Consider the following 23,884-nt stretch of genomic DNA (forward strand, 5'->3'; position numbering starts at 1 on the left):
ATTATGAATCACAATCAGCCAGTATATACAGATAATGATCCGCAGAGTGAGTTGGTTACCCTGAACCTGGGCCCAACGCATCCGGCAACACATGGTGTTTTCCAGAACGTATTACAGCTGGATGGGGAACGAATTGTAAGTGGTGTTTCTACTATAGGGTATATTCACCGCGCTTTTGAAAAGATAGCTGAACACCGCCCTTTTTACCAGATTACCCCGCTTACAGACAGGTTAAACTACTGTTCTTCGCCCATTAATAATATGGGCTGGCACATGACGGTGGAAAAGCTGTTGAACATACAAACGCCAAAGCGTGTAGATTACCTGAGGGTAATTGTGATGGAGCTTTCGCGAATAGCAGATCACATTATCTGTAACACCATTATTGCCCAGGATACCGGTGCAACTACTACCTTCCTTTATCTGTTCCAGTTCAGGGAGCATATCTATGAAATTTTTGAAGAAGTATGTGGTGCCAGGTTAACGACCAATATTGGCCGCATTGGCGGTTTCGAGCGTGATTTTAATGACATCGCTTTTGCTAAGATCAATAAATTCTTAAAAGAGTTCCCGGTGGCACTGAAGGAATTTGAAAGCCTGCTAAACAGGAACAGGATCTTTATAGACCGTACTTCGGGCGTTGCCTGTGTAACACCGGAGCAAGCTTTGGATTACAGCTGGTCAGGTCCTTTGCTGCGCGCTACGGGGGTGGATTACGATGTGCGTGTAAGTGAGCCATATGCTTCTTATGATGATTTTGATTTTGAAGTGCCGGTAGGTACTGCAGGCGATATTTACGACCGTTACCTGGTTCGTAACGAAGAAATGTGGCAGAGTATACGCCTGGTTGAACAGGCTATGCAGAAACTGAAGAACGAACCTGCAGGAATTTTCCATGCAGATGTTCCAGAATTCTATCTGCCTGCCAAAGAAGAAGTGTACAACAATATGGAGGCCCTGATCTACCACTTTAAAATTGTGATGGGCGAGATAGATGCACCAAAAGCCGAAGTTTACCACGCTGTTGAAGGTGGTAACGGTGAGCTTGGTTTTTACCTGATCAATGATGGAGGCAGAACACCCTACCGTCTGCATTTCAGGAGGCCTAGTTTTATAAATTATCAAATGTTTGCACCCATGAGTAAAGGCATGCTGTTATCGGATGCCATTATTAACATGAGTAGCATGAATATTATTGCAGGAGAATTAGATGCTTAAAGTAGAAGAACAACAACCTGTAGAATTTTCATCGGCTTTGATGGCAAAGTTTGATGAGATTGTAAAAAGATATCCGGAAGGACGACAAAAATCGGCCTTGCTGCCTATCCTGCATGAAGTGCAGGCAGAACTGGGCTGGTTAAGCACTGATGCCATGAACAAGGTTGCCGCTTACCTGGATATTCAGGATATTGAAGTATATGAAGTGGCTTCGTTCTATACCATGTACTTTTTAAAGCCTCAGGGCAAGTATACGCTGGAGGTTTGCAGAACCGGACCTTGCTGTTTGGTTGGTGCTGAAAAACTAATGAGCCATATAGAAAACCGGCTTGGCGTGAAAGAGAACGAGGTGACTCCGGATGGCTTGTTTAGCTGGAGAGGTGTAGAGTGCCTGGCCGCCTGTGGCTATGGACCAGTTTTACAGATTGGCCCGGAGTATACATTTTATGAGAACCTGGACGAGGAAAAGGTAGATAAATTGATAGAAGATTTACGCAGAAAATAATGGGACGTAAACTGTTATTAGAACATATTAATGTACCAGGCATCAATACTTTTGATGTTTATCGCCAGAAAGGCGGGTACCGCGCAGTAGAAAAGGCATTGAAAACCCTTACTCCTGATGAAGTAGTAGAAGAGGTAAAGAAGTCTGGCTTGCGCGGCAGGGGTGGTGCGGGATTCCCTACGGGGATGAAATGGAGTTTTCTGGCTAAGCCTGAAGGTGTGCCCCGTTACCTGGTGTGCAATGCTGATGAATCTGAGCCTGGAACGTTCAAAGACCGTTACCTGATGACACACATTCCGCATGCATTGATAGAGGGGATGATCGTTTCCAGTTTTGCACTGGGTGCAAATACCTCTTATATCTATGTGCGTGGAGAAATGATGCCGCAAATCCGTATCCTGGAAAAAGCAATTGCAGAGGCAAAAAATGCGGGTTTCCTCGGTAAAAATATTTTAGGCTCGGGTTATGACTTGGAACTGTATGTACAGCCCGGGGGTGGCGCCTATATCTGTGGTGAGGAAACAGCCCTGCTGGAATCACTGGAAGGTAAAAGGGGTAATCCAAGGATCAAGCCTCCTTTCCCGGCAATTGCCGGATTGTACGGCTGCCCTACTGTAGTAAATAACGTAGAGTCTATTGCTGCTGTGGTGCCTATAGTGAATGATGGCGGCGATGAGTACGCAAAGATCGGTATAGGCCGGAGTACAGGAACGAAATTAATTTCAGCTTCTGGTAACTTGGTAAGACCAGGTGTATATGAGATAGAACTGGGTCTTCAGGTTGAAGAATTTATTTATTCTGAGGAATGGTGCGGAGGTATTGCCAATGGTAAGCGCCTGAAAGCTACTGTTGCCGGAGGATCATCGGTGCCTATATTACCTGCCAATTTAACTTTAAAACTGGCTAACGGCGAGCCGAGACTAATGAGCTATGAATCATTGTCGGAGGGCGGTTTTGCTACCGGAAGTATGATGGGTTCGGGTGGCTTTATCGCGTTTGATGAAGATCAGTGCATCGTTAGAAATACCTGGAACTTCTCGAGATTTTACCATCACGAGAGTTGCGGACAATGCTCTCCTTGTCGCGAAGGAACCGGCTGGATGGAAAAAGTGCTGCATCGAATAGAGTATGGACATGGCAAAATGAGTGATATTGATTTGCTGGTTGATGTGTCTAAAAAGATAGAAGGAAATACGATTTGTCCGCTTGGTGATGCAGCCGCATGGCCTGTTGCCAGTGCGATCAGGCATTTCAGGGACGAATTTGAGTGGCATGTAAATGAGCCTGTAAAGAGCTTAACTACTAATTATGGGCTGGCAAATTATGCCGAGCCAATTGCCAAAGCTGTTACTACAGAGAATTAACATCAGACAATCTTTAACAATGAGTGATAAAGTTAAGGTAACCATAGACGGAATAACAGTAGAAGTAGCGCCAGGTACCTCTATCCTGAATGCTGCAAGACAGATCGGGGGAGATATTGTGCCGCCTGCGATGTGCTATTATTCTAAATTAGAAGGCAGTGGCGGTAAATGCCGTACCTGCATTGTTAAGGTAAGCAAGGGTTCTGAAAAAGACCCGCGTCCGATGCCCAAGCTGGTAGCATCCTGTCGTACAACAGTAATGGATGGGATGGAAGTGATGAACATCACTTCTCCGGAAGTGCTTGAGGCACGTAGTGGTGTGGTGGAAATGTTATTGATTAACCACCCTTTGGATTGTCCGGTGTGTGACCAGGCCGGTGAATGTGACCTGCAGAACCTGGGCTATGAACATGGTTTACAGAAAACGAGATATGAATTTGAACGCCGTACTTTTGAGCGTATAGATATAGGTGATAAGATACAGCTGCACATGAACAGATGTATTTTGTGCTACCGCTGCGTATTTACTGCCGATCAGATCACCAACAAAAGGGTTCATGGGATCCTGAACAGGGGCGACCATTCGGAAATCTCTACATATATCCAGACAGCGGTAGACAACGATTTTTCGGGTAACGTTATTGATGTTTGTCCGGTTGGTGCCTTAACAGATAAGACCTTCAGGTTCAGGAACAGGGTTTGGTTTACCAAACCTATTGATGCCCATCGGGATTGCCCTACCTGTAGCGGCAAAGTAACCCTGTGGTATAAGGGAGAAGATGTTTTAAGGGTAACTGCACGTAAGGATATTTATGGCGAGGTGGAAGAATTCATCTGCAATACCTGCAGATTTGACAAAAAGAAAACGGCCGACTGGGTAATAGAGCACCCTACCCACATCAGCGATACTTCTGTAATTGCTTCCAATCATTATGAAACTTTAAAACCGCTTCCGGTAATACAGCCCAATCCGAAACTGCAGGCCGCAAATAAGGTTGAACTAGAAAAAACCACTAAATTCTAATGGATATAGCTTTTGTAATAGAAAAATTTGTACTTGTAGCTATCATTTTTGGTATCAGTTTACTGATTGCCATGTATTCTACTTATGCGGAAAGAAAAGTGGCGGCATTTTTACAGGACAGGCTTGGGCCGGATAGAGCTGGTCCTGCCGGAATGTTCCAGCCCCTGGCTGATGGTTTAAAGATGTTTATGAAGGAAGAAATCATTCCTTCAAATTCCAGCAAATGGTTGTTTATGGTAGGCCCGGGACTGGCCATGCTTACGGCCTGTATCGGTACTGCGGTGATCCCGTGGGGAAGTCCGATTACAATTGGCGATAAAGTAATTCCTTTGCAGGTAACAGATATCAATGTGGGCTTATTGTACATTTTTGGTGTAGTTTCATTGGGTGTTTATGGTGTAATGATTGGTGGATGGGCATCGAACAATAAGTACTCTTTGCTGAGTGCCATACGTGCCGCTTCCCAGAACATCAGCTATGAAATTGCCATGGGCTTATCTATCATTGCCCTGCTATTGGTGACCAATACATTGAGTTTAAAAGAAATTGTAGAGCAGCAGCACGGCTGGCACTGGAATGTACTGTACCAGCCCCTTGGTTTTATCTTGTTTATGGTTTGCTCTTTTGCAGAGACCAACAGGGCCCCTTTTGATTTACCAGAGTGCGAAACCGAACTGATCGGAGGGTACCACACAGAGTATTCTTCTATGAAGCTTGGCTTTTACCTGTTTGCTGAATACATCAATATGTTCGTTTCATCGGCGGTAATGGCTACTTTATATTTTGGTGGTTACAACTATCCGGGCATGGACCAGATGGCGATATGGTTAGGACCAACCTGGGCACCGCTTTTCGGGACCCTTGTTTTCTTCATTAAGATATTTGCATTTATATTTTTCTTCATGTGGGTGCGCTGGACCATTCCGCGTTTCCGCTACGATCAGTTGATGCATCTGGGTTGGAAAGCATTGATCCCACTTGCGATAGCAAACATCGTGATCACTGGTATTGTGATTGCAATAATTGAGAAGTTTTAAAGCCCGCATCTGCGGATAAATAATAAGGAGGTTTAATGGAACCATTGACCAGTAAAAAGAAAGTATTAGAGAAAAAGCCCCTGACCCTTGCCGAGCGTCTTTATTTGCCTGCAATTGCCAAAGGGATGTCTATTACCATAAGCCACTTTTTTAAAAAAGAGGCCACCATCCGGTACCCAGAAGTGGAAAGAGAGTTTTCCACCAATTTCAGGGGGATGCACTCGCTGAAAAGAGATGAAGAAGGAAGGGAACGTTGTACCGCCTGTGGGTTATGCGCGCTATCCTGCCCGGCAGAAGCAATTACCATGATTGCTGCAGAACGGAAACCGGAGGAGAAGGATTTGTACCGGGAGGAAAAATATGCCTCCGTGTATGAGATCAATATGCTGCGCTGCATTTTTTGCGGGCTGTGTGAAGAGGCCTGTCCGAAAGAAGCCATCTACCTGGATGGCCCGATTGTTCCCTCCGATTATCTGCGGAAAGATTTCATCTATGGTAAAGATAAGCTGGTTGAACAACCATTAACTAAGAAATAAATAAACTAAACAAGAAAAATTAATGGGTACATCGGTATTCTATTTTGTAGCAACATTAAGTATCATCTTTTCTCTCCTGGTTATTTTTTCAAAGAACCCGGTGCATAGTGTGCTTTACCTGATCGTTACATTTTTTACTTTTACGGTTCACTACATCCTGCTGAATGCACAGTTCCTTGCAGTGGTAAACTTCATCGTTTACATGGGGGCTATCATGGTATTGTTCCTTTTTGTACTGATGCTGCTGAACCTGAATAAGGACAATGAGCCGCTTAAATCGGGCTTGCTTAAGGTAGTGGGGGTAATTGCGGGCTGCTGCCTGCTGGTTACACTGGCCGGAGCTTTAAAAGCAACAGCTATTTCTGATCCTGTTGTGCTGAAAAACGCAAACCTGGGACTGGTAAAAAATCTGGGCAAGGAATTGTTCGGCCCTTTCATGCTGCCATTTGAACTTTGCTCTATTCTATTGCTTTCTGCAATGGTAGGAGCCATATTGTTAACTAAAAAAGAAAAAGTATAATGGGTAACATTACTCAGGAATTACAAGGCGTTCCGCTTAACCACTACATTTGGCTAAGCGCCATTATTTTCACCATCGGTGTAATCGGTGTACTGACCCGCAGAAATGCAATTGTGATCTTCATGTCTGTGGAGCTGATGCTGAATGCAGTGAACTTATTACTGACGGCCTTTTCGGTACACAGTAATGATCCTTCAGGTCAGGTATTTGTATTCTTTATCATGGCTTTAGCTGCTGCAGAGGTTGCAGTAGGCCTGAGTATCATTGTAATGGTTTACAGAAATACCCAATCTACCGATATAAATGTATTGAATCGCCTTAAGTGGTAATTATTAAGAAGAATATAAGATGATAAATTTAGTTTGGCTGGTTCCGTTGATTCCTCTGTTGGGCTTTGTAATAAATGGTCTTGGGAGAAATTCACTATCTAAAAACCTGATTGGTTTTATAGGAAGCAGTGTGATATTCATTTCATTTGCAATCAGTGTAGGGATCTTTTTTGAACTGGGTGCAGATGCCAATAAATCTCATGAGTTATTTCTTTTTAACTGGATCAGTGCAGGAAAGCTTGACATTCCATTGTCATTCCTTGTCGATCCATTGAGCTCGCTGATGTTGCTGATCATTACTGGTGTGGGTTTTCTGATCCACATTTATTCGATTGGCTATATGCACAATGATGAGGGCTTTGGTAAATTCTTTAGCTACCTGAACCTGTTCATCTTTTTCATGCTCCTGCTGGTTCTAGGCTCAAATTATATTGTGATGTTCATTGGCTGGGAAGGTGTAGGGCTTTGTTCTTACCTGCTGATTGGCTTCTGGTATACCAACACCAGTTATGCTTCGGCGGCTAAAAAAGCCTTTGTCATGAACCGGATTGGCGATCTTGGTTTTTTGCTGGGCGTATTCCTGATTTTCACCACCTTTGGCAGCATTGAATTCAGCAAAATCTGGCCTCAGGCAGCAAGTATGCTTCCAGGGAATGGTATTATTGCTTTAATTGCTTTATTGTTATTTATTGGTGCCTGCGGTAAATCGGCCCAGTTGCCCTTGTTTACCTGGCTGCCTGATGCGATGGCAGGTCCAACCCCGGTGTCGGCACTGATCCACGCAGCGACCATGGTAACTGCCGGCATTTATATGATTGCCAGATCGAATCTGCTGTTCGACCTTGCCCCGATGATCCAGCATGTGATTGCCATCGTTGGTCTGGCCACTGCAATTGTAGCTGCCATTATTGCTTTAACCCAAACCGATATTAAAAAAGTACTGGCCTATTCAACGGTATCCCAATTGGGCTATATGTTCCTTGGGCTGGGCGTAGGGGCTTATAATGGTGCTTTTTTTCATGTCATTACCCATGCTTTCTTTAAGGCATTACTTTTCTTATGTGCCGGTTCTGTGATTCATGCTTTGCACCATGAACAGGATATGCGCCATATGGGTGGATTGCGTAAAAAGCTGCCGGTAACCTTTTTGACCATGCTGATTGGTACGATTGCTATTGCCGGTTTACCTCCGTTCTCTGGCTTCTTTTCTAAAGATGAAATTTTAGCACATGTTTACCTTCACGATAAGGTCATGTGGGGAATTGCTGTATTTGGAGCTTTCTTAACCGCATTTTATATGTTCCGGATGTTGTTTCTTACGTTTTACGGTAAATATAGGGGAACACATCATGCAGAAGAGAAGATTCATGAGTCGCCAAAATCTATGACCATTCCATTGATTGTCCTGGCAATTTTATCTGCTATAGGTGGGGCAATTGGTATTCCTGAGGCATTAGGGGGAGGCCACTGGCTGTCGCATTGGTTATCGCCTGTAATCAAACACACAGGAGAAGCACCTGACCATGCTACAGAATACATGCTGATGGCAGTTTCCGTAATAGGGGTACTAATCTCCATTGCTCTGGCTTACGGTAAATATGTAAAGCAAAACCATATTCCTGTACCCGATGAGGCGAAACGTCCGGCCTTTGCCAATCTTTCGTACAACAAGTTTTATTTTGATGAAATCTATGATGCAGTGATCAGGAAACCCTTGGATGCGTTGTCAGGCTTTTGCTATAAGATTGTTGACAATAAGATCGTGGATGGCATTGTAAACGGCTTTGGCTGGACTGCATCTGAAGCCAGCAAAGGTCTGCGTCTGATCCAGTCGGGAAATGTTGGCTTTTATATTTTTATGATGGTGATTGGCATCATCTCATTGTTATTGTATACTTATTTATCTCTGTAAAAGATCGTTCAAGAAAAGATAATGGAACAACTTTTAATACTTCTTCTATTTTTACCATTGCTTGGTGCCCTGGTTACCGCATTTTCCGGAAATGCAGCAAAGCATGTTGCATTAGGTTCGGCAGTCGCTTCTCTGGCCCTGGCATTGATCATGGTATGCAATTTTATACCGGATGCAAGTACACAATTTGTTGTAAACTGTCCCTGGATAAAGAATCTTGGCATCAGTTTTCATGCAGGGATCGACGGGATCAGCATGATCACTATATTGCTGACCAATGTACTTGTACCTTTGATCATCCTGGCTGCTTATCAGCATCAATATAAAAGTGCAAATGCATTTTTTGCATTGATCCTGTTTATGCAGACTGGTTTGCTGGTGGTTTTTACGGCAATGGATGCCTTTCTTTTCTATATCGGATGGGAGGCAGCCCTAATCCCAATTTACTTTATCTGCGCCATTTGGGGGGGTAAAAACAGGATAAAGGTAAATATGAAGTTCTTTGTATATACCATAGCTGGTTCTCTGTTTATGTTGCTGGGGATCATTTATCTTTATTTGCAAAACCCAGCCAGTAACTTCGACATACAGGCTTTTTATAGCCTGAACCTTGATGCCACACAACAGACCTGGATATTCTGGGCCTTCTTTGTGGCTTTTGCCATTAAGATGCCGATATTCCCTTTTCATACCTGGCAGCCGGATACTTATACCGAAGCTCCTGCGGCAGGAACAATGTTGCTTTCAGGTATTATGCTGAAAATGGGTATTTACGGTGTGATCAGATGGTTATTGCCTGTAGTGCCTGAAGGGGTTGCCCAATGGGGACAGCTGGCTATTATTTTATCCATTATCGGGGTGGTTTACGCCTCACTGATTGCTTTTACACAAAAAGACGCAAAGCGCCTGGTGGCTTATTCTTCAATCGGTCACGTAGGCCTGATCTCGGCGGGTATCTTTGCGTTAAACGTGCAGGGAATGCAGGGGGCCATGATCCAGATGCTAAGCCATGGCATCAATGTAGTAGGTTTATTCTTCGTGCTCGACATCATTGCCAGTCGCCTGGGTACTTATAAGATTGCAGAATTGGGCGGAATTGCAAAGCAGGCCCCTAAGCTGGCCATTGTATTTTTGATCATTGTGCTTGGAACAGTTGCCCTACCGGGTACCAACGGCTTTATTGGCGAGTTCCTTTTATTGATCGGTATTTATCAATATAACCTCTGGGCTGCTGTATTTGCTGGCCTTACCATCATCTTTGGTGCGGTTTATATGTTCAGGATGTACCAGAATGTAATGCTGGGCAAAACCAATGACCTGACCATTGGCTTTACAGATATCAAAGGTTCGGAACAGCTGGTGTTGTACATCATCTGTGCATTGGTTATTGTTTTGGGGGTTTACCCTAAACCGGTTTTGCAACTGTCGGAAGCGTCGGTACAACATTTATTAGAACAGGTAACTCAAAAATTAAATCAGTAAAAGAAGGAAATGAATATCATCATAACAATAACTGTTACAGCTTTAGTAGTGCTTTATGCAGGTTTGTTTAAAGCTAAAAAAGCATTATTACCCCTTACCTTACTGGGTTTGCTCCTATCGCTGGCATTTGTAGTTACAGGCTGGAATGCCGATCAGACTTATTATGGCATGATGCAAATGGATAATTTTGCATTGGCTTTTACTGGTTTAACGGTTTCGGGAACTTTACTTATATTTTTGCTTACACAGAATTATTTTGCTGCCGATAGTGAAAACATAGCGGAATATTTTACGCTGATTCTGTTTGCGCTGGCAGGTATAGTGATCATGGTTTCCTATAAGAACATGTCGATGCTGTTCATTGGTCTGGAGATCATGTCTGTTAGCCTCTACATTCTTGCAGGTATCAGAAAAGGGAATTTTGCTTCTAATGAAGCGTCCCTGAAATACTTTCTGATGGGTGCTTTTTCAACAGGCTTCCTGTTGTTTGGTATTGCACTGATTTATGGCGCTACCGGATCTTTTGACCTTGATACCATCAACAAGTTCCTGGTGAGCAATTATAAGACCATACCAGCTATGTTTTACCCTGGGGTGATTCTGTTGCTGATCGGTTTGTGCTTTAAAATCGGAGCTGCACCATTTCACTTCTGGACACCCGATGTATATGAGGGGGCACCTACGCTGATCACGGCATTTATGTCGACCGTAGTTAAAACCGCTGGTTTTGCTGCATTTTTAAGATTGTTTGCTGGCACCTTGGCTCCACTGCACGATTTTTGGCTGCCACCAATGATGGGTATTGTATGCTTAACATTGCTGATCGGTAATGTTACAGCCCTGTTCCAGAAAAACTTTAAAAGAATGCTGGCTTACTCGAGTATATCGCATGCTGGCTATCTGCTTTTCTCGCTGATCACCTTAACGGGCAATTCATCCAGCAATGTACTGGTGTATGCTGCAGCCTATACTTTTGCCAGTATCATAGCCTTTGCTGTACTGATCCTTGTGAAACAAAAAACCGGAAATGACAGCTTTGAAAGTTTCAATGGGCTGGCGAAACGTAACCCTTTAACGGCCCTGGTGCTTACCGTGGCCATGCTATCGCTGGCAGGCATCCCGCTAACTGCCGGTTTTATCGGTAAGTACCTGATGTTTGTAAATGTGATGAAAGAATACCAAGTATACCTTGTGGTATTTGCCATTTTAAATGCACTGGTTGGCTTTTACTATTATTTTAAGGTTATTGTTGCCATGTACTTCAAAGATGGGCACGAAACCGAGCTCCAGACCCCTGCGCAGTACCAGGTGGCATTGGTATTGTCGGTATTGATTACGGTGATTTTGGGCATATATCCGGCTGTAATTTTAAATCTGATATAGTCTATTCTCTAGATAATTATTTGTAGTTTTACGAATAATTGAAATATGCAAGATTTCTGGAATACGTTACAGCACTTCATTGATCCCGAAAAATTACTTAGAGAAGGTGGTTTTTACGTTGTAATGTTTGTGATCTTTGCTGAAACAGGCTTGTTCTTTGGATTTTTTCTTCCGGGGGATTACCTCTTGTTTCTTGCCGGGATGTTCGTGGCAACAGGTAAATTAGATGTAAATATATATGTCCTGATCATCGGCTTATGTGTTTCTGCTGTATCCGGTAATTTTGTAGGTTATTGGTTTGGACGAAAGACGGGGCCTGTGCTTTACCATCGAAAGGAGTCTTTCTTCTTTAAAAGACGTTATTTGAAGGCAGCAGAAGAATATTATCATAAGCAAGGGGCATTTGCACTGATTATGGGTAGATTTGTCCCGATTGTAAGGACCTTTGCGCCAATTTTTGCCGGTGTCGTAAAGCTGGACTTCAAAAGGTTTGCTTTATACAACGTAGCAGGTGCATTGATCTGGATTGCATCTTTAACTTTGCTGGGTTATTTCCTGGGCAAAAGGTTTGAAAAAGAAATTAACGATTATTTATTATATATAATTATAGGCTTTATTGTTATTACAACTATTCCATTAATCGTCACATTTGTGAGAAAGAAGGTAGTGAAGGATAACAATGACGAATTATCAAATACGCAACAATAAAATGAAAGACGACCATCACCCGTGGCACAGTGTTTCTCCAGGCAATAACGTGCCTGAGACTGTAAATGCCATTATTGAAATTCCAAAAGGATCAAAAGCAAAGTACGAAATCGATAAGGATTCCAATCTGATAAAATTAGACCGCGTGCTGTTTTCATCAGTAATGTATCCTGCAAATTATGGCTTTATCCCGCAAACTTATTGCGATGATAATGACCCACTTGATATTCTGGTATTGTGTTCCGTAGATGTTTACCCCATGACCATCATAGAAGCTAAAGTTATTGGCGTGATGCATATGGTAGACAATGGCGAGCAGGATGACAAGATCATTGCTGTAGCCAAAAACGACCAGTCGGTAAACTACATCAACGACCTGGCTGAGCTGCCTCCGCATACCATGAAAGAAATTGTTAAGTTTTTCCAGGATTATAAGGCGCTCGAAGAAAAGAAAGTAACCATCGAACATTTATTGGGTGTACGTTATGCCCACAAAGTGATACAGGAAAGTATAGAGCTTTACGACAAGAAGTTTAGAAATAATTCTTAAATGGAAGCATTTAAAATATTTTTTACCTTTTTTCTGGTAGCCCTTAATGGTTTTTTTGTTGCGGCCGAGTTCGCAATAGTAAAGGTCAGGGCTTCCCAGATTGAGATAAAAGCTAAGTCGGGTAGCAGGGTAGCGAATATCGCTAAACACATTACCCAGCACTTGGATGGATATCTTGCTGCTACGCAACTGGGGATTACACTCGCCTCTCTGGGGCTGGGTTGGGTCGGTGAATCGGTGATGCACAGTATTGTGCATGATCTGCTGATCAATTTCTCTCTTTCAGAGGTATACATCACTTCTATTTCTACCGGAATAGCCTTTATGTTCATTACCGTAATGCACATTGTATTTGGAGAGCTTGCCCCTAAGTCGGTAGCGATTCAAAGACCAGTTGCCACCACACTTTTCATTGCATTGCCGCTGCAGGGTTTTTATCTGATATTCAGGCCATTCATCTGGGTGTTGAACGGATTTGCCAATGTGGTGCTCAAGATCTTCGGCATTTCCAATGTAGGCGGGCATGATTCTGTGCACAGTACGGAAGAATTACATTACCTGCTGGATCAGGGTAAGGAAAGTGGTGCGCTGGATACCAATGAGCACGAGCTGATCAAGAACGTTTTTGATTTTAATGAGCGTGTGGTAAAAAATATTATGGTTCCGAGAACCAAAATTATGGGTGTAGAGGTTTCTACGCCTAAAAAAGAAGTTGTAGAAAAGATCATTGCAGAAGGATATTCCCGCCTGCCGGTATACGATGACATTATTGATAAAATCATCGGTATCGTCCATGCCAAGGATATCCTTCCTTTACTAGCGGAAAATAAAGACTGGGGCTTGAAGGATATCATCAGGAAGCCTTACTTTGTTCCTGAAACCAAAAAGATCAACGACCTGCTGAGTGAGCTTCAGCAAAAACGCATCCAGATTGCCATTGTCATTGATGAATTTGGAGGTACTGCCGGTATGGTTACCCTGGAAGATATTGTAGAAGAAATTGTTGGCGAGATCCAGGATGAGTACGACGAGGAAAAACCTAACGTTGAAAAGATCTCGGATACGGAATTCATCATCAATGCTTATGCTACGGTTTATGATGTGAACGAGCACCTGCCGCATGATCTGCCGGAGGATGAGGACTTTGATACCGTAGGCGGACTGGTTTCCCATGCTTTTGGCAAGATACCCGAGGTTGGCGACAGTGAGGAATGCTACGGTTACCTGTTCACGATCCTGAAAAAAACTGAACAGAATATAGAAACCATAAAACTGGAACTGGTCATCAGCAAGAAGGATATGATCGACCTCCACTAAAATCAGCACCATGCATGTTTTTTATACCCCGGATATCAGCGCTGATGCGTATTTGTTAAATGAGGAGGAGAGCAGGCATTGTACGAAGGTCTTGCGTTTGGGCTTAGGTGCCCAGGTTTACCTGATTGATGGTGTTGGGGGGCTTTACAAGGCAGAGATTACCGGCGAAACAAAGAAAAATGTAGCCCTTAGGATAATAGAAACCCAAAGAGAATACAACAAGCGCAGGCAACATCTTCATATCGCCGTTGCCCCTACAAAAAATATAGACCGTTTGGAATGGTTCCTTGAAAAGGCTACTGAAATCGGTATTGAAGAAATCACACCCGTGATCTGCGAGCGGTCGGAACGTAAGGTGGTTAAAGAAGACAGGCTATATAAGGTAATCACATCGGCCGTAAAGCAATCGCTCCAGGCTTACCATCCTGTATTGAACCCGCAAATTGCTTTGGCTGACTTCCTGAAGCAAAATAGCAATAGCACTAAGATGATTGCCCATTGCCTGGACAATGAACCCAGGCAGTATATGTGCGAGGTGATACAGCCAGCACAGGGCTATACCGTCCTGATTGGGCCTGAAGGCGATTTTACGCCTAGGGAGATTGAAATGGCTTTGCAGGCAGGCTATAAACCCTTAACTTTAGGTAATACAAGGCTCAGGACGGAAACCGCCGCTCTGGCAGCCTGTTTTGAAGCAAATTATTTAAACAGATGAAAATCAGGTTAGGCGGTTTTTTGGTATTGTTGCTGCTGAGTAGCTTTTGGGTTCCTACCTATAAAATGGCCAAGCTAAAGTATAATGGCGGCGGTGACTGGTATGCGAACCGGACAGCGTTGCCCAATCTGATCGATTTCTGTAATAAAAACCTGAAAACCAATTTTAGTCCGCAGGATGCCATTGTAGAAGTGGGCAGCGCAGAGATTTTCAATTACCCTTTCGTTTATTTAACTGGCCATGGCAACGTTGTTTTTAGTACTGCCGATGCAGCCAACCTACGCAGGTATTTGACAGGTGGCGGTTTTTTGCATATCGACGATAACTATGGCCTGGATAAATTTATCCGTACGGAGATGAAAAAAGTATTCCCGGAGCTTAATTTTGTTGAACTTCCGGCAAGTCACAGCTTGTACAATCAGAAGTATAAATTTCCGAATGGCTTACCTAAGATACATGAGCATGATGGCAAAGCACCCAAAGGATATGCCCTGATATGGGAAGGTAGGATGGTTTGTTTTTATACCTATGAATGCGATTTAGGCAACGGCTGGGAAGATTTTGGTACCTATCCCGGAGATACACAGGAAAAGCGCTCCAGTGCACTTAAAATGGGCGCCAACCTGATACAGTATGTATTAACACAATAGAATAAGCAGATGAAAGTAAAAGTAAATGATCATTATAATTTTGAGGTAACGCTTGAGCGGGACTTGCTTACAATAGAAGGTGCAGCTGTTCAGCTGGATTCATCGGTACTGTCTGAAAAACATGTAAGCGTCATCTACCAGAACAGGTCTTACAATATAGAGCTGGTGTCGGAAGACAAGAGTGAAAAAACCAGCTTAATAAAAGTAAATGGTAATTTATACCATGTTGCCATTCAAGATCAATATGATCTGTTGTTGCAGCAGCTGGGGTTTGACAATTCCAAAACGAGTAAAATGAAGGAGATTAAGGCACCAATGCCAGGCCTGGTGCTGAATGTGGTTGTGGAGGAAGGGCAGGAAGTAAATAAAGGGGATAACCTGCTGGTACTTGAGGCCATGAAAATGGAGAACATTATCAAATCACCTGCAGGTGGAACTGTAAAAAAGGTCCTTGTCAGCAAGGGTGATAAAGTAGAAAAGAACGAAATACTGATACAGTTTTCATAAAAAAGGGCAGGTTAACCTGCCCTTTTTTATGAAAAATATAATCTTTAACGGCTTTTAAAAGCTTTTGCCGGTTTCGTTTTAAACTGTGGTTTTCCGGTCGATCTGATCTCTGGTGCGCCCAGCATGGTCATGGCACACCTGAAGCCGATATCGGCTGTAGCCTCATCTTGCTGCATGAACCGTCTGCTTGCCGGGTTTAACCATAATGCCTGATCGTTCCAAGAACCACCTTTGTAAACTCTTGATTTGTCATTGATCAGGGTAATTTCTCCATACAATTCACTTTGCGGGTCCCTGTAACCCCTTTGGTCGGCGTAGGTGTTTTTTATCGAATCAGCAGGTTTGTTTGCTGAAGCCTGTTTTTCCGCCCAGGTCTGTTTTTTTGCATAAAGTGCATCCGTCATCACCGGTTTATTGTATTTGTCAATAGCCAGCTTTCCAGTTGCAGGGTCAGCAATTTTTTTGTCCTGATAATAGTTCCCACGATATGGGTTAAATGCGTCTGCCGCTTCAAAAGTATGCGAGCGGTAAACATCGGCCACCCATTCATTTACGTTCCCAGCCATATTGTAAAGTCCAAAATCATTTGGCGTATAAGACCTTACGGCTACCGTAATACTACCTTTATCGTTCAATGAACCGCCTACACCCATATAATCGCCTTTGGTCCTTTTAAAGTTGGCAAGGATCAAACCACGGGTACTTTTCTTTGCCGAGCTCAGGCCCAATCCACTCCATGGATAGATCTTATTGCTGTTGATGTTCTCGTATTGCGTATTGCCAATAAGGCCCAAAGCTGCGTATTCCCACTCTGCTTCTGTAGGTAAACGGTAAGGCTGTTTTAAAATGCCATCTTCCAAGCGTACTGTTCTGGTGGCCGTATTTCTACCCCCTGTAGTACCTGCTGCCGCTGTATTTGCAGGATTAAGGTCCTTCATGGCCTTTTTACCTTTGTCGTCATGCTGTCCGGCCAGGTAGGTATCTGTGCTAAAAGGACCAGTTGGCAGCGGAGTTGCGGCGGATGTGGTGTTGGCCCTTGCTGATCCACCATTTAAATCCTTGAAGGTGGTCATTAAACCACGCTCGCGAAGCAGAAGTTCGTTCACACGGTCTGTCCGCCATTCGCAATACCTTTCAGCCTGCTCCCAGGATACACCTACAACAGGATAATCCTGATAAGCAGGGTGTCTCAGGTAATTATCTACATAAGGCTCATTGTAGGAAAGCGGCCTGCGCCATACCAGCGTGTCTGGCATTTCGTTATAATAATACTCGTAATCTTTAGGAAAATTGGTACGGATCCAGTTCAGGTATTCCAGCCAGTTGGTATTGGAAACCTCAGTCTCATCCATATAGAAGGAAGAAACTGTAGTCTCCCTTTTGTGGTTGTACGAACTGAGCTCCTGTCCAGGAACATTGATGGCGCTTCCGCTCATTACAAAAACACCGCCTTCTATCTCTACCAGTCCGGGGCCTGGACCGCGTTTGTACCTGTTGTTTACTACAAAACCACCATATTCCTTCTTGTTATAGTCCATGCCGGTTTTGTCTGATTTGCCCGACCTGGATTTACAGGAGACAAAAGAGGTTACAGCCACAAGGGATATAAGTAAGTATAAGTATGTTTTCTTCATATGGGAATGATATATATGTTCTTTTAAGGCGCCTGATGTTTTGTCTAAAAACACTTTAGCACTACTAAGAGTTAAAATTACGTAAAAAAAGGGTTACGCACCAAGAAGATAATTAATAAAGTGAAAATAACTTTCCGGTTTAAAACCAATAGTTAGGGCAACAATACTTTGAAATTACTGAACACTATGTTAACTTGCAGACAATAATTGTTTAAAATTATTTATAGCGGATGAATTTTAGGTGTATTGTTAAAGCTGCTTTAAGCGTTATCTCCTTAGTGGCAGCTGGAGCAACGCTGCGTGCCCAGGTAGTCCAGCCGGGTACCCAAACCAATGGCAGCCAAGCGAACAACATCATTACTGCGGTACCTTTTTTGCTGATCACACCGGATGCACGTGCAGCTGGTATGGCCGATGCAGGTGTAGCTGTGCAGCCCGATGCCAATGCCATGAGCATTAATCCAGCTAAGCTCGCTTTTTTAGAGAAAAAATACGGTTTTTCTGTTTCCTATAGCCCATGGTTAAAAAGCCTTGTTCCGGATGTAAACCTGACGTATGTCAGCGGTTTCTATAAACCGGATGAGCGAACCACACTTGGCAGCGCGCTGCGTTATTTTAACCTCGGAGAGATTCAGCTTACAGATATAAACCAGCAGGACCTGGGTGTTTACAGTCCGAATGAACTGGCCTTTGACCTGACCTATTCCAGACGTATGGGCGACAGTTTTTCCCTGGGCACCTCGTTGCGTTATATTTATTCAAACCTCAGCTCAGGACAGTTCACTGCCGGACAGGAGACCCATGCCGGATCGGCACTCGCAGTGGATGCATCTGCTTACTTCAAAAAACAGACGGTATTTTTGGGCACTGACGCCATACTTTCGGCCGGGCTCAACATCTCCAATATTGGCACTAAAATGAGTTATTCTGATGGGGGGAACCGGTATTTTCTGCCTGCAAATTTAAAAATCGGGGGAGCATCCACTTTTTTGATGGACGACTATAATCAGGTTACCTTTGCCCTTGATTTTAATAAACTGCTTGCGCCAACAGCACCCGTTTATGACGGAAATGGAAAGATTTTGCAGGGAAGGGACCCTGATCGTTCTGTTCCGGCCGGGATTTTCGGATCCTTTACAGATGCACCGGGAGGTTTCAGCGAAGAGATTAAGGAAGTAAATATAGGGGCAGGGATGGAATACTGGTATAACCAGCAATTTGCCTTCAGGGCAGGTTATTTTTATGAAAGTCCAAAAAAGGGAAACAGGCGCTACGCTACAATTGGGGCCGGGTTAAAATATAATGTATTCAATATTGACATTGCCTATCTTATTGCCAATGCCGAAAAAAGCCCCCTGGCCAATACGCTAAGGTTTACCATGCTTTTCAATTTTGGAGAAGTAAAGCATTGAACAAATACAAAAGATTAAACAGATAAAGAGAATGAAGATTAAAGTAGGTTTTGGATTTGACGTACACCAGTTAAAGGAAAATCATCCTTTTATTGTGGGAGGGGTTCAACTGGAACACCATAGCGGCGCTTTTGGGCACTCTGATGCTGATGTGCTACTGCATGCCATATGCGATGCTTTGCTGGGCGCGGCCAATTTAAGGGATATTGGTTTCCATTTTAAAAATATAGATCCCCGCTGGAAAGGAATTAGCAGCCTGATCCTGTTACAGGAAACTGTAAAACTGCTCAAAGAAAAAGGCTATGAAATCGGGAACATCGATGCCATGCTGTGTATGGAAGCACCTAAAATCAACCCGCATATCCCTGCCATGCAGCAAAATATTGCTGAAGCGGCAGGGATATCAGTAGAAGATATTTCTATCAAGGCCACCACCAATGAGCAAATGGGCTTCGTCGGAAGGGAAGAAGGTGTTGTTGCTTATGCCGTGTGCCTGATACAGCGGTAGATCAGGCTTGTTTCACAAACTGAAGTTCACCCAGGATTTTCACTTCTTCGCTTACCATTACACCGCCTGTTTCCAACGCAGCATTCCAGGTTAAACCAAAATCTGTACGGTTGATCTTGCCGCTGATGGTAAAACCGGCTTTGGTATTTCCCCAGGGGTCTGTAGCAATACCACCAAACTCTACATCCAGTTTTACCGGTTTGTTGATGCCTTTAATCCCCAGATTGCCTTTTAACTTGTAAGTGTCGTCATCTTTTTCAAGTGACGTAGACTCAAAAGTGATTTTCGGGAATTGATCTGCGTCGAAGAAGTCACCGCTTTTCAAATGGTTATCGCGGTCGTTGTTTCCCGTGTCAATAGATGCTGTATCGGCTTCAAATTTAACACTGGCATTCTCGAAATCATCTGATGGACTGGTTAATGATGCGCTTAACGATTTCAGACTGCCAGTTACAGTAGTAATCATTAGATGTTTTACTTTAAATTGTAGTTCGCTGTGTGCGGGGTCTAATGCCCAGTTTGTAGTTGCCATAATATTGTTGTGTTAGGTATTTCAATTATTTAACAACACAAAGTTATGGCGCTATGTTTAGCCGGACATTGATGTATGATAAGAAAAAGTTAAGCTTTAAAATGCTTATGTGCCAGGTCTTTGCGTACCCTGCTTAAAGATTCTGGTGTAATGCCCAGGTAGGAGGCAATCATCCATTGTGGTACCCTTAACGTAAGATTGGGGTACAGCTTGATAAAATTCAGGTAACGTTCTTCAGCCGTTGCGCTGAGCAGCATATTGATCCTTTTCTGCATAAACCTGATGGAATTGTTTAATATGGTGTGGTTCAGGTCATGCATGCAGGGTACTACCTTGGCTGCTTCATTGATGTAATCCTTTGGGATCACAACTGCTTCGGTATGCTCAATAGCATCAATAAAGAAGTCAGAACCTTCATTAAAAAGCATACCATTACGGTCTGACAACCACCATTGCTCAGGGGCAAACTGAATGATGTGTGTTTTGCCTTTGCTGTCGATGGAATAACTGCGTAGGAGGCCGCTCATCACAAAATAACCATGCGTAGAAACTTCACCCTTCATCAGGATCATTTCATTCCGTTCAAAGGTTTTTATTCTCAATTTGTCAGAAATCAGCGCAAACTGTTCGTCGGTAAGGGCTACTTTATTTTGTAAATAGGCTTTAAACTGTTCCAGCATAAGGATATGGATGAATGCTATTTTTTATGAGGTTCAATATTGGAGAAGTCCACGCCGCATTTGCAATTGCCCCCACAAGCACCTTTTTTTTGAAATATTGCACGGTAAACCATACGCCCTACATATAATATAGCGGCAGCAAAAAGTAATATCACCAAGATGCTTTGAGTATCCATAATACAAAATTAGCAGACCTCTCTGCAATTGGGGTCTGTCAAATGTCAATTTACTGTTCCATGAGGCCAATTGTTCCGCCTACCCAGTCAAAATCCTGATTGTACCTCACCCCAATCATTTTGCCCCGGCTTAGCCTGGCCAGGTTAATGCAGAGCCTGGGCGCTTCGCCCTCAGGCCATAAGTACATGAGCCTGATCTCTACCTTTACCCCGCCATCAGGGGCTTGTACCACCGGCTCATATGCTACCTTTTTCTGCAGGATCCAGTTTTCGGGATCAGGAATGCCATGTATGTCGGAGGCTTTTACGTCTATGATTACACCCATCCCTGCAAAAGAGAACAAGGGTTTCAGCACATAGTTTTCCAGATCGGGCGGAGTGCTTTTCAGGGTATTCAGAAAAATAGTTTCGGGGACAAACCTGCTTTTCAGGAAAGGCATGGTGTATTTGCTTATCCTGTAAAACCAGTTGGGGTGGGTAATCCATTCTATATCCAGTTCGGCTCTCGGGTCAAAACTTTCCTTAAACAAGCCGATCTGACCGGCAATCTCATCAAAGATCAGCCGGTTATATATCCTTCTTAACCTAATCTTCTGCTCTCCCTCCCGGTAAAACAGCTCATTCCCTTCTTTAAAGATATCGGTAAGGCTTAATATTTTTATGCCTAAGAGGGCCTGTGTCATAAAAAAATCTATAGCTGTTTTCTGGTTCGGGGCATCCAGGTCCATCAATGCCACTTCATGAGGCTGGTTAGGGCCTACGATTACTTTTTTCAGCAGATCGATGTATTCACCTTCATCCATTCCCCCAAAATAGGGCGTTAAATTTTCGGGCAGTTTAAATGTGCTCTTATAGGCTTTCCCCAAAACAGCCTGGAAGCCATATAAAGACGGGAAGCCCTGCATTTCTATCAGTTTCGGCGTAAGTTTGCCTTGCTCATCTTTACAAACTCCAAAATCAAAAGTCAGAAAATGAGGGTGGCTATTTTCTCCAGGCACATTCCACTGTACAGGAATAGCATTTTGTGTGGATGCGATGAAATCCGGTCCTTTAATCAGGTTAATGATGTCTTCCCCGGCTGCAACTAGCTGTTCTTTTAAGGATGCCGGGATAAAAACAGGTGTCTCCGCCACGCGGAAAGGAATTTTTGTATATCCTTTCTGCAAGGCAAGGATCAGTTTCCGGTACTTTTCTTCGGAAAAGGAAGCGTTGAACTGCTTTCGGTACTGTGCGATCATATCAGGCCTCCTGTAAAGTGTTAATGGCCTCATTTAAAAAATTAGGTAAAACAATGCGCTGCGTTAGGGCAATCCGCATCGGGTCGTCCAGGCTATTGAGCATGTCGTAATACTTTTGTTCCCCATGATTTTTAATGATGACTTTCTTTTTGTCTTCCTGCAGCAGGTAGGTTTTCATGCCCAGGGGATCAGCTTCCGGATGAAACTGGGTGCCTACAATCTCTTTGGTAAAGCGTATAGACATTACACAGCGTTCCAGATCAACATGCGGGCGCTCTTTTTCCAGGGCCAGCACGCTGGCTTCGGCGGCACAGAACAAGGCATCGTTGGGGTTGGTCACCTGCCAGTCGCGGCTGTCTACCGTATAAAAAGGATTTGGCAATCCGGCAAATAAGGTGTCGTCTTCCCCTTCTTCCGTCAGAAAAACAGGAAAAATGCCAAAAGCCGTAGAGCGCCTTCTGATCACCTGGCCCAATCCGAATTTCCGGCAAGCCATCTGGAAAGAGTGGCAGATTAAAAAAACGTGTTTTTTTAGCTGTGTGTTATTTTTATTAAAGGCCACAAGATCATCCAGCAACTTAAAGAAATTATTTTCCCATTGCTGGCCTTCGCCATCGTAAGGACTGCCAGGGCCACCACTTGAAATATAGATGTCGTAATCCAGACCGGGTATTTCGTCTTTTTGTCTTAAATCAAACAGATCAAAGCATAAATCCAGTTCCATTTCCTCCCTGTAACGCAGCAAGACTTCCTGTATCCCTCGCATTCCCTGGTTGGTAACCCCGTTATTCATGTCAATAACAGCTACCTTAATCTTATTTCTGTCGGTCATAACCACTACTTAGCCCCAATCAATGTTTGTGTAGTAATGTAGTCTACTACGGCCTCAAAGTTACCAAATTGTTCGTAAACAGACAATTGCCGGTCAGCTCCTGTTCCGTTTTCCAGTATCTTCGTCACATAATTGATTTCGTTGCGGCAGCCCAGGTCGTCTACCACATCGTCTACAAAGTCGAGCAGTTCCAAAACCAGATTGCGACAATTCACTTCCATTTCCTTGCCGAAATCGATCAGGTTGCCGTCGATCCCATAACGTGCAGCCCGCCACTTGTTCTCGTTAATGAGTGCCCTGGAATAGCTGATGAACTTCATGTTTTGCAGGCGAAGCTTATACAATTTGGCACATAGAGCCTGGAAAAGGGCCACAAAAGCCATGGTTTCGTCAATCAGCATCGGGCAGTCGCAGATCCTGAACTCTATGGTCTCAAAAAAAGGATGTACCCTGATGTCCCACCAGATCTTTTTGGCATTGTCGATGCTGTTGGTCTTGATGAGCAGCTTTACGTAGTTGTCGTAATCTTCAATACTGTTGAAAATATCGGGGATGCCTGTCCTCGGAAATTTGTCAAATACCTTCGTACGAAAGGATTTATAGCCGGTATTTCTGCCCTCCCAAAAAGGAGAGTTGGTAGACAGCGCAAATACATGGGGCAAAAAGTAACGCACCTGGTTGGCAATGTGTATGGCCAGCTCTCGCGATTGAAAACCCACATGCACATGCAGGCCAAAGATCAGGTTGGAACGGGCTGCCTCCTGAAGTTCATTTACAATTTCGCTGTAGCGTGGGTGTTCAGTGATCAGCTGCTTTTCCCAATGGGAAAAGGGATGTGTGCCTGCCGCACCTATTCTCAGGCCGAGTTCTCCTGCAAGCTGGGAAACTGTGTAACGCAGCTGAGAAATCTCTTCCCGGGCCTGTGTTGTATTTCTGCAGATACCGGTGCCCACCTCTACTACCGCCTGGTGCATTTCTGCCTTTACCTGGTCTTTGTGTATTTTTTGTGCTGCTTCAACTATTTTCTGGTCGTGCGAGGTCAGTTCCCTGGTCACAGGGTCTATTACCATATATTCTTCCTCGATCCCAAGTGTAAAATCGTTCATCATGTTTTT

General features: G+C 43.7%; 26 protein-coding genes. 19 read left to right on the forward strand and 7 right to left on the reverse strand.

All coding sequences use genetic code 11. The features are described 5' to 3' along the window. The first annotated feature begins 3 nt into the window (after positions 1–3). The 17 genes from B9A91_RS12180 to B9A91_RS12260 are packed head-to-tail and all read left to right on the forward strand — an operon-like array spanning position 4 to position 15,757. Positions 4–1,218 carry an NADH-quinone oxidoreductase subunit D gene (locus B9A91_RS12180; protein WP_084238860.1) on the forward strand — a complete coding sequence of 405 codons (1,215 nt, stop codon included), beginning with the start codon at positions 4–6 and terminating at the stop codon, positions 1,216–1,218. Continuing rightward, positions 1,211–1,723 carry an NADH-quinone oxidoreductase subunit NuoE family protein gene (locus B9A91_RS12185; RefSeq protein ID WP_084238862.1) on the forward strand — a complete coding sequence of 171 codons (513 nt, stop codon included), beginning with the start codon at positions 1,211–1,213 and terminating at the stop codon, positions 1,721–1,723. The genes B9A91_RS12180 and B9A91_RS12185 overlap by 8 nt, the downstream gene beginning before the upstream one ends. Continuing rightward, a complete protein-coding gene (nuoF, locus tag B9A91_RS12190) occupies positions 1,723–3,087 on the forward strand; it encodes an NADH-quinone oxidoreductase subunit NuoF (RefSeq protein WP_084238864.1) in 1,365 nt (454 codons plus the stop codon). The genes B9A91_RS12185 and nuoF overlap by 1 nt, the downstream gene beginning before the upstream one ends. Positions 3,088–3,106: 19 nt before the next feature. After that, positions 3,107–4,111, forward strand: a complete 1,005-nt coding sequence (locus tag B9A91_RS12195) for an NADH-quinone oxidoreductase subunit G (RefSeq protein WP_084238866.1) — start codon at positions 3,107–3,109, stop codon at positions 4,109–4,111. Next, positions 4,111–5,148, forward strand: a complete 1,038-nt coding sequence (nuoH, locus tag B9A91_RS12200) for an NADH-quinone oxidoreductase subunit NuoH (RefSeq protein WP_084238868.1) — start codon at positions 4,111–4,113, stop codon at positions 5,146–5,148. The genes B9A91_RS12195 and nuoH overlap by 1 nt, the downstream gene beginning before the upstream one ends. Before the next feature lie 35 nt (positions 5,149–5,183). Continuing rightward, positions 5,184–5,684, forward strand: a complete 501-nt coding sequence (locus B9A91_RS12205) for a NuoI/complex I 23 kDa subunit family protein (RefSeq protein ID WP_084238870.1) — start codon at positions 5,184–5,186, stop codon at positions 5,682–5,684. Positions 5,685–5,706: 22 nt separating this feature from the next. Beyond that, the gene (locus tag B9A91_RS12210; RefSeq protein WP_084238872.1) at positions 5,707–6,204 is read left to right on the forward strand and encodes an NADH-quinone oxidoreductase subunit J family protein; all 498 of its coding nucleotides are present in this window, start codon (positions 5,707–5,709) and stop codon (positions 6,202–6,204) included. Beyond that, on the forward strand, positions 6,204–6,533 hold the full coding sequence (gene nuoK, locus B9A91_RS12215) for an NADH-quinone oxidoreductase subunit NuoK (protein ID WP_084238874.1): 330 nt from the start codon (positions 6,204–6,206) through the stop codon (positions 6,531–6,533). Before B9A91_RS12210 ends, nuoK begins: the two co-directional genes overlap by 1 nt. Before the next feature lie 19 nt (positions 6,534–6,552). After that, positions 6,553–8,445 (forward strand): NADH-quinone oxidoreductase subunit L, encoded by a 1,893-nt coding sequence (nuoL, locus tag B9A91_RS12220; RefSeq protein ID WP_084238876.1) that lies wholly within the window; start codon positions 6,553–6,555, stop codon positions 8,443–8,445. A gap of 21 nt (positions 8,446–8,466) precedes the next feature. Then, positions 8,467–9,927: a complex I subunit 4 family protein gene (locus B9A91_RS12225; RefSeq protein WP_084238878.1), complete on the forward strand. Its 1,461-nt coding sequence runs from the start codon at positions 8,467–8,469 to the stop codon at positions 9,925–9,927. A gap of 9 nt (positions 9,928–9,936) precedes the next feature. Further along, a complete protein-coding gene (locus tag B9A91_RS12230) occupies positions 9,937–11,310 on the forward strand; it encodes an NADH-quinone oxidoreductase subunit N (RefSeq protein ID WP_084238880.1) in 1,374 nt (457 codons plus the stop codon). A 45-nt stretch (positions 11,311–11,355) separates the two neighbouring features. Then, complete coding sequence (locus B9A91_RS12235) at positions 11,356–12,018, forward strand: DedA family protein (RefSeq protein WP_084238883.1); 663 nt, start codon at positions 11,356–11,358, stop codon at positions 12,016–12,018. After that, on the forward strand, positions 11,990–12,568 hold the full coding sequence (locus tag B9A91_RS12240; protein ID WP_394334669.1) for an inorganic diphosphatase: 579 nt from the start codon (positions 11,990–11,992) through the stop codon (positions 12,566–12,568). The genes B9A91_RS12235 and B9A91_RS12240 overlap by 29 nt, the downstream gene beginning before the upstream one ends. Then, positions 12,569–13,885, forward strand: a complete 1,317-nt coding sequence (locus B9A91_RS12245; RefSeq protein WP_084238885.1) for a hemolysin family protein — start codon at positions 12,569–12,571, stop codon at positions 13,883–13,885. 10 nt (positions 13,886–13,895) lie between these two features. Then, the gene (locus tag B9A91_RS12250; protein WP_084238887.1) at positions 13,896–14,600 is read left to right on the forward strand and encodes a 16S rRNA (uracil(1498)-N(3))-methyltransferase; all 705 of its coding nucleotides are present in this window, start codon (positions 13,896–13,898) and stop codon (positions 14,598–14,600) included. Next, complete coding sequence (locus B9A91_RS12255; protein WP_084238889.1) at positions 14,597–15,250, forward strand: DUF4159 domain-containing protein; 654 nt, start codon at positions 14,597–14,599, stop codon at positions 15,248–15,250. The genes B9A91_RS12250 and B9A91_RS12255 overlap by 4 nt, the downstream gene beginning before the upstream one ends. 9 nt (positions 15,251–15,259) lie before the next feature. Further along, positions 15,260–15,757 carry an acyl-CoA carboxylase biotin carboxyl carrier protein subunit gene (locus B9A91_RS12260; RefSeq protein WP_084238891.1) on the forward strand — a complete coding sequence of 166 codons (498 nt, stop codon included), beginning with the start codon at positions 15,260–15,262 and terminating at the stop codon, positions 15,755–15,757. A gap of 44 nt (positions 15,758–15,801) precedes the next feature. Here B9A91_RS12260 and B9A91_RS12265 read toward each other — a convergent pair whose 3' ends face one another. Next, positions 15,802–17,391, reverse strand: a complete 1,590-nt coding sequence (locus B9A91_RS12265; protein WP_084239695.1) for an SUMF1/EgtB/PvdO family nonheme iron enzyme — start codon at positions 17,389–17,391, stop codon at positions 15,802–15,804. 230 nt (positions 17,392–17,621) lie between these two features. Here B9A91_RS12265 and porV point away from each other — a divergent pair, with 230 nt between their 5' ends. Together porV and ispF are read left to right on the forward strand one after the other, a co-directional pair. Continuing rightward, positions 17,622–18,803 carry a type IX secretion system outer membrane channel protein PorV gene (gene porV / locus B9A91_RS12270; RefSeq protein ID WP_084238894.1) on the forward strand — a complete coding sequence of 394 codons (1,182 nt, stop codon included), beginning with the start codon at positions 17,622–17,624 and terminating at the stop codon, positions 18,801–18,803. Between the two features lie 31 nt (positions 18,804–18,834). Further along, positions 18,835–19,311: a 2-C-methyl-D-erythritol 2,4-cyclodiphosphate synthase gene (gene ispF / locus B9A91_RS12275; protein ID WP_084238896.1), complete on the forward strand. Its 477-nt coding sequence runs from the start codon at positions 18,835–18,837 to the stop codon at positions 19,309–19,311. 1 nt (position 19,312) lies between these two features. Here ispF and B9A91_RS12280 read toward each other — a convergent pair whose 3' ends face one another. From B9A91_RS12280 to B9A91_RS12305, 6 genes are all read right to left on the reverse strand, one after another. Then, positions 19,313–19,843 carry a YceI family protein gene (locus B9A91_RS12280; RefSeq protein ID WP_084238898.1) on the reverse strand — a complete coding sequence of 177 codons (531 nt, stop codon included), beginning with the start codon at positions 19,841–19,843 and terminating at the stop codon, positions 19,313–19,315. An 89-nt stretch (positions 19,844–19,932) separates the two neighbouring features. After that, entirely contained in the window at positions 19,933–20,523 is a 591-nt protein-coding gene (locus B9A91_RS12285) for a Crp/Fnr family transcriptional regulator (protein ID WP_084238900.1), read from the reverse strand. Between the two features lie 17 nt (positions 20,524–20,540). Then, a complete protein-coding gene (locus B9A91_RS24490; RefSeq protein WP_084238902.1) occupies positions 20,541–20,699 on the reverse strand; it encodes a FeoB-associated Cys-rich membrane protein in 159 nt (52 codons plus the stop codon). A 50-nt stretch (positions 20,700–20,749) separates the two neighbouring features. Continuing rightward, entirely contained in the window at positions 20,750–21,970 is a 1,221-nt protein-coding gene (locus B9A91_RS12295) for a hypothetical protein (RefSeq protein ID WP_235012538.1), read from the reverse strand. Then, positions 21,939–22,769 (reverse strand): type 1 glutamine amidotransferase, encoded by an 831-nt coding sequence (locus tag B9A91_RS12300; protein WP_084238906.1) that lies wholly within the window; start codon positions 22,767–22,769, stop codon positions 21,939–21,941. The genes B9A91_RS12295 and B9A91_RS12300 overlap by 32 nt, the downstream gene beginning before the upstream one ends. A 5-nt stretch (positions 22,770–22,774) precedes the next feature. Next, complete coding sequence (locus B9A91_RS12305; protein WP_200815663.1) at positions 22,775–23,875, reverse strand: carboxylate-amine ligase; 1,101 nt, start codon at positions 23,873–23,875, stop codon at positions 22,775–22,777. Between the last annotated feature and the right edge of the window lie 9 nt (positions 23,876–23,884).

Source organism: Pedobacter africanus (assembly GCF_900176535.1).
Classification (GTDB): domain Bacteria; phylum Bacteroidota; class Bacteroidia; order Sphingobacteriales; family Sphingobacteriaceae; genus Pedobacter; species Pedobacter africanus.